General features: G+C 33.9%; 9 protein-coding genes and 1 other annotated feature. All 9 genes read left to right on the top strand.

Features of this window, described 5'->3' with window-relative positions; all coding sequences use genetic code 11:
* Positions 1-124: 124 nt before the first annotated feature.
* The 9 genes from RYL55_RS01210 (at position 125) to RYL55_RS01170 (ending at position 12937) form a co-directional block, all read left to right on the top strand.
* Positions 125-1555, top strand: a complete 1431-nt coding sequence (locus RYL55_RS01210) for a hypothetical protein (RefSeq protein ID WP_315006566.1) — start codon at positions 125-127, stop codon at positions 1553-1555.
* 110 nt (positions 1556-1665) lie between these two features.
* Positions 1666-2352: a cell division ATP-binding protein FtsE gene (gene ftsE / locus RYL55_RS01205; protein WP_314110426.1), complete on the top strand. Its 687-nt coding sequence runs from the start codon at positions 1666-1668 to the stop codon at positions 2350-2352.
* Positions 2342-3229 carry a permease-like cell division protein FtsX gene (gene ftsX, locus RYL55_RS01200; RefSeq protein WP_315006564.1) on the top strand — a complete coding sequence of 296 codons (888 nt, stop codon included), beginning with the start codon at positions 2342-2344 and terminating at the stop codon, positions 3227-3229. Before ftsE ends, ftsX begins: the two co-directional genes overlap by 11 nt.
* Before the next feature lie 66 nt (positions 3230-3295).
* Positions 3296-3507 (top strand) — a binding site (T-box leader).
* Positions 3508-3567: 60 nt separating this feature from the next.
* A complete protein-coding gene (locus tag RYL55_RS01195) occupies positions 3568-6213 on the top strand; it encodes a valine--tRNA ligase (RefSeq protein WP_315006562.1) in 2646 nt (881 codons plus the stop codon).
* 126 nt (positions 6214-6339) lie between these two features.
* Positions 6340-7626, top strand: a complete 1287-nt coding sequence (locus RYL55_RS01190; protein WP_315006560.1) for a folylpolyglutamate synthase/dihydrofolate synthase family protein — start codon at positions 6340-6342, stop codon at positions 7624-7626.
* 65 nt (positions 7627-7691) lie between these two features.
* A complete protein-coding gene (gene radC / locus RYL55_RS01185) occupies positions 7692-8378 on the top strand; it encodes a DNA repair protein RadC (RefSeq protein ID WP_315006558.1) in 687 nt (228 codons plus the stop codon).
* A gap of 268 nt (positions 8379-8646) precedes the next feature.
* Positions 8647-9720: a D-alanine--D-alanine ligase gene (locus RYL55_RS01180; RefSeq protein WP_315006556.1), complete on the top strand. Its 1074-nt coding sequence runs from the start codon at positions 8647-8649 to the stop codon at positions 9718-9720.
* Between the two features lie 47 nt (positions 9721-9767).
* Positions 9768-11156 (top strand): UDP-N-acetylmuramoyl-tripeptide--D-alanyl-D-alanine ligase, encoded by a 1389-nt coding sequence (gene murF, locus RYL55_RS01175; protein ID WP_315006554.1) that lies wholly within the window; start codon positions 9768-9770, stop codon positions 11154-11156.
* A 251-nt stretch (positions 11157-11407) separates the two neighbouring features.
* Positions 11408-12937, top strand: coding sequence for a DEAD/DEAH box helicase (locus RYL55_RS01170; RefSeq protein WP_315006552.1), 1530 nt, complete (start codon positions 11408-11410; stop codon positions 12935-12937).
* Positions 12938-13094: the final 157 nt, after the last annotated feature.

Below are 13094 nucleotides of genomic sequence, written 5' to 3'. Positions count from 1 at the left end.
GTTTCTATCGCTAATACTACTATAAAAAGTCATTTTTATTTTTTCGGAAAAAAGTCAAAAAATATTTGTTTTATAACGATGAAAGCGGTAAAATAGAAATAGAAAATAAAAGGGGGTTTTGGGAATGCAATATACAGTTAGTGAACTTCGTGGATTATTCGATACGCTTGATTTAATTGAAGAATTAAGTCAAAAATACGAATATTTTGATAAATATCAGTTGGATCAACGTGATAATATTTTTCAAGTTGAGTTTATGGATCAGCATCTGAAATCTCAAAATTCAAAGATGATCTACCACTATTTTATGAATCATATAGATGAACTGACCCTATATGAGAAAAAGGGTATACAAAAAATTTCTGATTATTATTTAAAGGAGAAATATGCCAAAAAATATTTTGCGAAAAATTTAAAAGAGGCAAAAGATGAATTCAAAGTAAAATGGTTAGAATGTCTGACTCCAAAATTATTTGAATTATCATTTGAAGAAGATTTAGACAATCTTCGATTGTTTTATTTTGATTATTATTCTGAAAAATTCCATCTGCACTCTCCAACCTATCAAGAAATTTTATTACAGATATATGGTCAGGACTTTGTCTGTTCTAGTTGTCGTCAAATAAAAAAACATCGTGATAAAGTGATTCAATTTTATCATTCTCATTTTCTTTCTAAAAAATATCCAACAAATGCTGATGTATGCGAGTTGAATATTACGCAGCAACAAGCTATTTCATTCTTTCATTTCTTTTTACTTCAAGTGAATGCTCTTATAAAGTCATATAGGATTTCTGTCGAATTTAGTCAAAGAGCACTTATAAAAAAAGAGAACCACAAATTTTCAATCTATTTATCACCGTATCATTCATTTTCTATTTCGTTATTTGAATTTTTAAAATTATTTGGAGAAGTTTATTTCAATATACATTCAAAAAATAAAAAAAACGAAGAATATTCTTTCTATCAAAAAGAAGCGTTTCGTTATTATGCGACATTGCTTCCAATCATCTCTCAAGATATTGCCCAAATGATTTCAAAATACTTTATTGAAATTGGAACTACTGAAGAAGTTTTTCATATTTTACTGAAAAATTTTTTGGCACTTAGAAGAAATCCTGTTTCATTAACGAATATTAATGTCATTCAACTATTTGTGGTTGATATGATTAGTTATGAGTTGGAAGAAAAATGGTTTAATGGAGAAATTTCTTCAAGTGAGCTACTTGAAAAATGGAAAGAAATGATTGAGGAGTATTTTGGAAAGACCTCTTCTAATCAATTTGAAATAACATTGAGAATTTTCCAACTACTATTAGAAGGTTTAGGGATTCCACTTTTAAAATTGGGGATTACTTTATCTACTTTTGAAAGGGGAATGTTAACAACACAGTATCACCATCCATTTAAATCATTATTGGAACATTATAGAAGTCAAACATTAACTCAGTGGTTACCGAATATGGAATTTATCAATCCACACAGTATCAAAGAAGAAACTTTACAATATATGTTTTTGTATCTATCACAGTTGTGTAATCATGTTTATCAATAAGAAAATCTAAAAATTGACATCTGTTTGTAATATTTCATCAATAGAATGTCATCATAAAAATGGTATAATGGATAAGACATAGACTATGAATAGAGAAAGCTGGTGAGCGCATGATTGAAATGATGAATGTTTCAAAAAAATATGGAAAAGGTATTTTAGCCGTAAATAATTTATCTGTCAGAATTCAAGATGGAGAATTTGTATATGTTGTTGGCCCATCAGGTGCAGGGAAATCAACATTTATAAAAATGATGTATCGTCAAGAAAAAGCTACTAAAGGAAGAATTACTGTAGGGAAATATGATTTAACAAAAATGAGAGAACGTGAAATCCCTTATTTAAGACGTTACGTAGGAGTTGTGTTCCAAGATTTTAAATTATTACCTCGTTTAACAGTGTATGAAAATGTTGCATATGCGATGGAAGTAATTGAAAAAGCACCAAAAGAAATTCAACGAAAAGTTGAAGAAGTATTAGCTTTAGTAAACTTAAAACATCGTATGATGATGTTTCCGGACCAATTATCAGGGGGAGAACAACAACGTGTAGCGATTGCTAGAGCAATTGTGAATAATCCTGCTGTGTTAATTGCAGATGAACCAACAGGAAACTTAGATCCAGAAACTTCTATGGAAATTATGGATATTTTAGAAAGAATTAATCAACAAGGGACAACCATTGTAATGGCAACTCATAATAGCCAAATTGTAAATGAAAAGAAACATCGTGTACTGGCTATTGAAATGGGTCGTATTGTCCGTGACCAAGAGGAAGGGGAATACGGATATGAAGATTAGAACAATGTGGCGTCATATTCGTGATGCCGTTAAAAGTTTATTTAGAAATGGTTGGTCTACATTTGGTGCGATTTCTGCGGTATCAATGGTATTGTTACTAGTAGGGATTTTTGTTTCATTATTATTTAATATGAATAAAATTGCCACAGATGTTGAACAAGATGTCAACGTTCGTGTCTATATTGATTTAGCAGCAGACGAAACAAAAACAACGGAATTGAAGGCTGCGATTGAAGCGCTGGATACAGTTGATACGGTGAAATTCCGTTCAAAAGACGAAGAATTAGAAGACATCACTAAGAGTGTTGCACAAGAATTTGAATTATTTAAAAATGATAGTAATCCATTGAGAGACGCATTTGATGTCAGTACTAAAAATCCAAAACAAACAAAAGAAGTTGCAAATGTGATTGAAAAAATGGATTATGTAGCTCGTGTTAACTATGGTGGAGCACGTGCGGATACATTATTTAAAGTTATTTCAACAGCTAGAAATGTTGGAATCGGTGTAATTTTAGTATTATTAATTATTGCATTATTTTTAATTTCTAATACGATTCGTGCAGCAATTCATGCTCGTAGAACAGAAATTGAAATTATGCAATTAGTAGGAGCGACAAAAGCTTATATTCGTTGGCCTTTCTTCTTAGAAGGTGGATTAATTGGGTTAATTGGCTCAATTGTACCAATTGCTTTATTATGGGCTTTATATGTATGGATTTATAAAGGTGGAAGTGATTTCTTTGCGGGATCAACTTTTAGCTTATTAGCACCAAATCCTTTCTTATATCGCTTATCTTGGGCGATGGCTGGAGTTGGGATTTTAATTGGATCATTTGGTTCTATTTTCTCAATGCGCCGTTTCTTGAAAAAATAAGTAGAATAGATATAAGGAAAATCATTTGCAAGTATTGTTAAACAATGGTAGACTATATTCCATAGAATAAAAGCATTGCGCAAGAGGAGTAATACGAATTTTAGTTGATAGAGAGAGAAGGGTTGGTGAAACTTCTTAACAAATTTGTATGAAGGTAGCTTGTAAGTTGGCTAGGGGAATCATAGTAACTTAGCTCGGAGTAGACTTCGTTAACAACGTTAAAGGCATCAGTTATGATGCGAATATTAGGTGGTACCACGAAAATAATCGTCCTATGAAGTAAATCTTTATAGGATTTTTTTATTGTATCAAAATCATTTTATTAAGGAGGAAAAAGAATGGCAAAAGAAATGTCACCAAAGTTTCAACCACAAGAAGTTGAAGCGGGAAAATATCAATGGTGGGTTGAATCAGGAGTCTTCCATCCAAATGAAGATCCAAATGCAGAACCTTATTCAATCGTTATTCCACCACCAAATGTAACAGGTAAATTACACTTAGGACATGCGTGGGACGTTACATTACAAGATATGATTATTCGTCAAAAACGTATGCAAGGATACGATACATTATGGTTACCAGGGATGGACCATGCAGGAATTGCGACTCAAGCAAAAGTAGAAGAAAAATTACGTGGAGAAGGCTTATCTCGTTATGACCTAGGACGTGAAAAATTCTTAGAACAAACATGGGAATGGAAAGAAGAATATGCAAGCCATATCCGTGAACAATGGGCAAAAATGGGAATTTCAGTGGACTATCGCCGTGAACGTTTCACATTAGACCAAGGACTATCAGATGCTGTTAAAAAAGTATTCGTAACGTTATATGAAAAAGGCTTAATTTACCGTGGAGAATACATTATTAACTGGGATCCAAAAGCAAAAACTTCATTATCAGATATCGAAGTTATTCATAAAGATGTAGAAGGTGCTTTCTACCATATGAATTATCCATTAGCAGACGGAAGTGGAGTATTAGAAGTTGCAACAACTCGTCCTGAAACGCTACTTGGAGATACTGCAGTTGCAGTTCACCCTGAAGATGAACGTTATCAAGCATTGATTGGAAAAACAGTTATCTTGCCATTAGTTGGAAAAGAAATTCCAATTATTGCTGATGAGTATGTTGAACAAGATTTTGGAACAGGGGTTGTAAAAATTACACCTGCCCATGACCCAAATGACTTTGAAGTTGGTAATCGTCACAATTTACCACGTGTAAATGTGATGAATGATGATGCTACAATGAATGAATTAGCTGGAAAATACGAAGGAATGGATCGTTTTGCAGCTCGTAAAGCAATCGTGAAAGATTTAGAAGAAGCAGGACTTCTTGTAAAAATCGAAAAACATGTTCATAGTGTGGGACATTCTGAACGTACAGATGTAGTGGTAGAACCTCGTTTATCAAAACAATGGTTTGTTAAAATGGGACCTTTAGCAGAACAAGCGATTCAAGCGCAACGTGCAGAAGAAGATAATACAGTTAATTTCTACCCACCACGTTTTAATGATGCTTACTTACGTTGGATGGAAAACATTCATGACTGGGTAATTTCTCGTCAATTATGGTGGGGACATCAAATTCCAGCATGGTATCATAATGAAACTGGTGAAGTATATGTTGGAATGGAAGCTCCAGCAGATGCTGAAAACTGGATACAAGATGTGGATGTATTAGATACATGGTTCTCATCTGCATTATGGCCATTTTCAACAATGGGTTGGCCTGATGTTGAAGCTAGTGACTATAAACGTTACTATCCAACAAGTACACTTGTAACAGGTTATGATATTTTAACATTCTGGGTAAGCCGTATGATGTTCCAAGGATTAGAATTTACAGGCAAACGTCCATTTAAAAATGTACTAATCCACGGATTAATTCGTGATAGCCAAGGTCGTAAAATGAGTAAATCTCTTGGTAATGGTGTGGACCCAATGGAAGTCATCGAACAATACGGAGCAGATGCGTTACGTTGGTTCTTAGCAAATGGTTCAGCACCTGGACAAGACGTTCGTTATTCTACAGATAAAATGGATGCTGCATGGAACTTTATCAATAAAATCTGGAATGCTAGCCGTTATGCGTTAATGAATATTGGTGATTTAACAGTAGTGCAATTAGATATTACTGGTGAAAAAACATTAGCAGACAAATGGATTTTAACTCGCTTAAACCAAGTGATTGCTAAAGTAACAGAATTATTCGAGAAATTTGAATTTGGTGAAGCTGGTCGTCTATTGTATCGCTTCATTTGGGATGATTTCTGTGATTGGTATATTGAAATGTCTAAAGAAACATTAGCAGGAAATGATGAAGCTGCTAAATTAACAACTCGTAGCATTTTAGTATATGTATTAGATCAAACATTACGTTTATTACATCCAATTATGCCATTCGTAACTGAAGAAATTTGGCAATCAGTTCCTCATGTTGGAGATTCATTAGTAGTGGCTTCATATCCAGTTGTACAAGAAAGTCAAATGGATGAAGCTGCAGCAGAAAAAATGGAATTCTTAATGGACTTTATTCGTTCCGTTCGTACAAGCAGAAATGAAATGAATACACCATTATCGAAACCAATTGCGATTATCGCAAAAACTTCAAGTGCGGATATTCAAGCTATTTTATCAGAAAATGAAAGCTATATTGCTCGTTTCTGTAATCCTGAATCATTTGAATATGGTTTAGAAGTTGAAGCGCCAAGTCACGCTGTAACAAGTGTCATTAGTGGAGCTGAAATCTACTTACCATTAGCAGGATTAATTAATATTGATGACGAAATTGCTCGTTTAGAAAAAGAAGCAACTAAACTACAAGATGAAGTGAATCGTGTAGAAAAAAAATTATCAAATGAAAAATTCGTTGCTAAAGCACCAGAAGCTGTCGTAGAAGCAGAACGTGCAAAAGGAAAAGAATACGCTGATCAACGTCAAGCAGTTCTAGAACGTATTGCAACCTTAAAAACATTGGCATAATAATGTCATGAAATAAATAAGACAAATCCTGTTGGTGAGAAATCACTAGCAGGATTTTTTGGTTTGTAAAGTATGTAGACTCAGAAAACGTCTTTAAATTTCTTGCAAGTTGAAGAGGGAATTTGTATGATGAAAATGAAAGAAGGGAAGTTCATGCAAAAAGTTAGAGAGTGGATAGTTGATCGAATGAAATATAAACGAAAATACGGATTAGAAAGAATGAGAGCAGTCATGTCTCTTCTTGGAAATCCTCAGGAAGATTATCCGATTATTCATGTAACGGGAACAAATGGAAAAGGTTCTACGATTGCGATGCTATCGTCCTTATTTGTTCATCACGGGCAAAAGGTAGGAGCATTTGTTTCCCCTCATTTAATTGATTATACGGATCGGTTTTTAATCAATGGTAACGTAATGTCTGAAGAAGACTTTGAAATTGTTGGAAATCTCGTTCAACAAGCAGAAGCAACATTGATAGATGAATATGAACCATTAAGTTTCTTTGAAATCATGACGGCTATGGCGTTAGTCTATTTTTCTAGAAAAAAAGTGGAAATTGCTTTATTAGAAGTAGGGATTGGTGGATTATTAGATACAACCAATATTATCCATTCAACAATGAGCGTGATTACATCGATTGGGATGGATCATGAAGAAATGTTAGGAAATACGCTTGAAGAAATTGCGATTCAAAAAACGGGAATTTTCAAACAAAATCAAGTAGTCATATTAGGAAATTTACCAACAGAAGCACTACAAGTAGCTGAAGTAGTCGGAAAAGCTTATAACTGTGACTTACATACGTTTGAACGAGAGTTTAAAATTGAACCGTTTGAAGATGGGTTTATTTTTACAAATGCAGATACTCGAATTCACATTTCTTATTTGAATTTAAAAGGGAAGTATCAATTAGAAAATGCTGCAGTAGCGTTAGAATGCTTTTTACGATTTGAAAAGAAATTCCAACTTCCAATTGAACTATCTGCCATTCAAGAAAGTTTCCAAACGGTTACTTGGCCAGGAAGAATGGAAGTAGTGCATCAAAGCCCTACAGTAATATTAGATGGAGCTCATAATATTCATGCATTAAAACGATTTGTTGAAACGGTAAAACAACATGGAGAACTGGAAGCTCAACAGACGATTTTATTTTCTGCTTTAAAGAGAAAACACTATAAAGAAATGGTCGATTATTTACGAAAAGAGTTACCGGAAGCTCGGTTAGTAGTAACAACATTTGATTATGCAGGTGCAATTGAAAGAACAGACTACCCTTCTAGTGAGATTGAATTTGTAGAGAATACTCAACAATTTATCGAGAATTACATTAACAAAAGGTCAGACCAAGAAACACTTTGGATTACAGGTTCTCTCTATTTTATTTCTTTTATAAGAAAATTTTTCGTAAAATAAAATATTTTTTGCCTTTTTTTGCGTATATATAAGTGAACGTATTATATGCAAGAGGAGGCAATAAAATGGAAATGGATCAACAATTATTAGAATTACCTTTGGAGTCAATGCCAAGAGAACGGTTAGAAAAATTAGGAGCTAAAAGTTTAGAAACTTACGAATTATTAGCGATTTTGCTTCGGACAGGATCCAGAGAATTAAATGTATTGCAATTAGCGAAAGTCGTGTTAAACACGTTTGAAGATTTATTTACATTAAAAATGGCAACAGTGGAAGAATTAATGGCGATTCATGGAATTGGACGGACTAAAGCCATTGAATTAAAAGCTGCAATGGAATTGGGAATTCGATTAGGAACAGCGAAGCAAACAAAATTAGGACATATTACAAGCTCGCAAAAAGCGGGAGAATGTATTATGGAAGAATTAAAAGATTTGTACCAAGAACATTTAATTGCATTATTTTTAAATTCAAAAAATGAAGTGATTAAGAAAAAAATTATTTTTCGCGGTGGGCTCAATCAAGCAGTCGTTCATCCAAGAGAAATTTTTAGAGAAGCGGTTCGCTTTTCTGCAGCAAGAATTATTATCGGACATAATCATCCAAGTGGAAATGTTACCCCGTCTCAAGCGGATATTGATTTTACAAGACGATTATCGGAATGTGGAGAAATGATGGGAATTGAATTGTTAGATCATTTTATTGTGGGAGATCATACCTATTGCTCTTTAAAGGAAGAGGGGTATTTCTAAGGAGAGTGTTGTCTAAATAGTTGAAATGAACAAAAATAAGTCGTACAATACTGTTATTCTTTGAGCTCTGAGATGCTGGATACATCGACCAGCCAAGGAATAATCGTAAATCTGTTAAAGGGTCAAGTTATCTTGGCTCTTTTTATATTTTCTGAAGGTGTTTTGGCAAAATGTGAGTACCTTGTCAGTTTATAGTGCATTTGATATACTAGTGTATGAACTATGAAAGAAGTATCTAGATAAGATAGTTCTAGTTGGAGGATTGTTTATGAAAATTATAGTCGTTTATGGAGGCAAAAGTGCTGAACATGATATTTCAATTTTAACGGCTTTTTCAATTATTAAAGAAATCTATTTTGATTATTATGAAGTTCAACCAGTCTATATTAATCGAAAAGGAGAATGGCTGAAAGGTGAAGCGTTAACAGGCCCTGTAGCTTTTTCTGAAGCTTTAAGATTAGAAGCAAGTCAAGAAGCTCACTTTGCAACAAGTGAAGGGGAAGTTTCAACGGGTGTTTTAGTAACTCCTTATGATTTAAAAGAAGAGGAATGTGTTGTTTTCCCAGTATTACATGGACCTAATGGAGAAGATGGGACAATTCAAGGATTGTTTGAAATGATGGATGTTCCTTACGTTGGATGTGGCGTATTAGCAAGTGCTTGTGGAATGGATAAAATTACAAGTAAACAATTATTCCAACAAGCAGGATTACCACAATTGCCATATGTACCATTTAATAAAACACAATGGAAACAAAATCCTGAAAGTATTTATAATAAAATTGAAGGAACATTAATTTACCCAGTATTTGTTAAACCAGCTAATATGGGATCAAGTGTAGGTATTTCAAAAGCGGAAAATCGTGAAGAACTAACGACCGCAATTATGGAAGCCTTGAAATATGACCGTAGAATTGTCGTAGAGCAAGGGATTGAAGCAAGAGAAATTGAATGTGCGGTTCTAGGAAATGACGAAGCGAACACTTCAGTTGTAGGAGAAATTGTTAAGACTAGTGGTTTTTATGACTACAATGAAAAATATATTAACAATACCGTTACATTAGAAATTCCAGCGCAAATTTCTGATGAAGTTTCTGCAAAAGTAAGAGAATATTCTGCAAAAGCATTCCGTGCCATTGATGGTAGTGGATTAACAAGATGTGATTTCTTCTTAACAGAAACAAATGATATTTACATTAATGAAGTAAATACTTTACCAGGATTTACTCAATTTAGTATGTATCCACTTCTATGGGAGAAAACAGGGATTTCTTACAAAGATTTAGTGAATGAATTAATTCAATTAGCTTTAAAACGTTATAAAGATCGACAAAATGCATAAAAAAGGCGCCTCAACGAGGCGCTTTTTGTGAGAGAGGAAGTAAAAACATGGCAATCGGAACAGTGGCACAAATTGTAAAAGCTGTTAAAGCAATTGATTATCAAACAGATTATCGTTTTGATAGTATTGAATCAGTTTCATTTGATACAAGAAAATTAACTCAAAATAGTCTATTTATTCCTTTGAAAGGACAAACAGATGGACATGATTATATCCAACAAGCGATAGAAAAAGGCGCAAAAGCTGTATTTTGGGGACGACAAGATCAAACTCCACCAGAAGGGATTTGTGCGATTTGGGTAGATGATCCACTAGAAGCTTTCCAAGAATTAGCGAAGTGGTATTTAGAAAAAGTTCAACCAAATGTTATCGGCATTACAGGGAGTTCTGGAAAAACAACAACAAAAGATATGACAGCTGCGGTACTTGCTAGTCGTTATCATGTTTATAAAACACAAGGGAATTTTAATAATGATATTGGATTGCCTCAAACCATTTTAGATATGCCAGAAGATACAGAACAATTAGTATTAGAAATGGGCATGAGTGATTTTGGTGAAATTGAGTTTTTAAGCAAACTAGCAAAACCTTCTGTAGCAGTGATTACTTTAATTGGGGAATCTCATATGGAAAATTTAGGCAGCCGTCAAGGAATTGCGAAAGCAAAATTAGAAATCTTAAAAGGATTACATGAAAAAGGTAGTATTATTTTCCCAGCTAATGAACCTTTATTAGAACAAGAATTAGAAGAAATGCAGGCAGAAGAACACTTTAAGGTGTTACCGTTCGGAGAAGGTAGTAGCAGTGTAATTCAGGCTGAAAATATTCAATTATTTGAAGATCATACTATTTTTGACTTGGTGAAACCTGCCAAACATTCTGTTCAACTACCTGTATTAGGAGCTTATAATGTCAATAATGCGCTAGCTGCCCTTCAAGTAGGATTAGAATGTGGTGTATCATTAGAACAAGCCATTGAAGCGATTCAACAGTTTGAATTAACAAAAAATCGTACGCAATGGGTGGATGGCATTCGTGGTTCTAAAATTTTAAATGATGCGTATAATGCCAGTCCAATTGCGATGAAATCTGTCATTCAATCCTTTACATCAGTAGCAACTAATGGACGTAAAATTGTTGTATTAGGAGATATTCGCGAATTAGGAGAACAATCAAAAGCATTACACGCAAGTATTTCTGAAGTAATGTTCCCAGAGAAAATTCAAGAAGTATATTTATATGGGGAAGAAATGAGTGCTTTATATGAAGCGTTAAAATCTCGTTTTGAAGCATCTCACTTACATTATGTTGAAAGTGATAAAGCTGCATTGATTCAATTATTGAAGGATGATTTAAAACAAAATGACCAAGTATTAGTGAAATCTAGTAATGGTACTGGATTATTAGCAGTTGTAGAGGCGTTAAAAGAAGCATAAATTCTATTTGTTCAGCATTTCATTTGTGAAATCAAAGGGCTTTTCTTTGCAATCTAGCTTTGAACATGCTATAGTACTTGGAGAGTTGAGAAGTTTACACAAATGTAATGATATATATCATGAAGATTTAACAAGTAATATTGTATAATCTCGTAATGTTCAGAAGTCTGGAGCTCTTTGCTGTTCCAGACTTTTATTGTGAAGGTCTATATACCTCGTGTGCTTCTCTTCAGCAGTACAAGGAGGAAAATATGAAATTTAATGAATTAGGCTTAGATTCAGCCTTATTAGAATCTATTGAAAAAATGGGGTTTGAGGAAGCGACACCGATTCAATCACAAACCATTCCATTAGCCTTAGCCGGCAAAGACGTGATTGGTCAAGCTCAAACAGGGACAGGGAAAACAGCTTCTTTTGGATTACCAATGCTTCAAAAAATTAATCTTCGTAATCGTAAAGTACAAGGATTAGTCATTGCTCCAACACGTGAGTTAGCGATTCAAACACAAGAAGAATTATATCGCTTAGGAAAAGATAAAAAAATTCATGTACAAGCTGTTTATGGTGGTGCAGATATTGGTCGTCAAATTCGCCAATTGAAAGATCAACCACATATCGTAGTTGGAACACCTGGACGTTTATTAGACCACATTTCTAGAAAAACACTTCGCTTAGACAATATTGAAACATTAGTATTAGATGAAGCGGATGAAATGTTAAATATGGGATTTTTAGAAGATATCGAATCGATTATTAAATTAGTTCCAGAAAACCGCCAAACTTTATTATTCTCTGCCACAATGCCAGATGATATTAAACGAATTGGAGTTCAGTTTATGAAAGAACCTGAACATGTTCGTATTAAATCAAGTGAAATGACAGCGACATTAATTGATCAATATTTTGTAAAATGTAAAGATTTTGAAAAATTTGATATTATGACTCGTTTATTAGATGTTCAAACACCAGAATTAACGATTGTGTTTGGTCGTACAAAACGTCGTGTGGATGAATTAGCACGTGGACTTGAAATGCGTGGTTTTCGTGCAGAAGGAATTCATGGAGATTTAAGTCAACAAAAACGTATGAGCGTTTTACGTGATTTTAAAAATAATCATTTAGATATTTTAGTGGCAACAGACGTAGCTGCACGTGGATTAGATATTTCAGGTGTAACTCATGTTTATAACTACGATATTCCACAAGATCCAGAAAGTTATGTTCATCGTATTGGACGTACAGGACGTGCGGGACAAGAAGGAATGTCTGTTACTTTTGTAACACCAAATGAAATGGATTATTTAAGAGTCATTGAAGATTTAACTCGTAAGAGAATGACTGCATTACGTCCACCAACTCAAATGGAAGCAATAGAAGGACAAATGAAATCTGCCATTGAGCAAATTGATGAAAAGATGAAGTCAGTAGACACACGTCGTTTCAAAGAAGCTATTTCTTATTTGTTGGATGAATATGAAGCAGATGAATTAGCAGCATTATTAGTGAGTGGAATGATTAAAGACCCAACAGAAATTCCTGTTAAAATCACTCCAGAACGTCCATTACCAAGCCGCAAACGTGGCAATAGCCGTGGAAATTACAATCGTAGTGATCGTAAAGATAACCGTGGACGAAATGGTAAAGGAAGCTTCAAACGTAAAGAAGACCGCCGTGGTCATGGCTTAGATGATGAATATACTCGTGGATATAAGAGTAAAGATTCTCGTCGTAGAAATCATAAAAAGAAATCTGACAAAGGATTTACAATCCGTCAAAAATAATGAATGAAAAGGCGACTTCGGTCGTCTTTTTTAGTGGAGAAATTTACTAAAGATTAGTAAAAAATTCTGACAAATGTGATTTCATTTGATACAATAAGAGATACATTATGTTTTTAAAGGGAGTATTGAGATGGCGATTATTGGTGTCGGAATGGAT

This window comes from uncultured Granulicatella sp., assembly GCF_963515615.1.
Taxonomy (GTDB): Bacteria; Bacillota; Bacilli; order Lactobacillales; family Aerococcaceae; genus Granulicatella.
The sequence above is the reverse complement of the archived record's forward strand: the minus strand, read 5'-3'. Positions and strand labels throughout refer to the sequence as shown.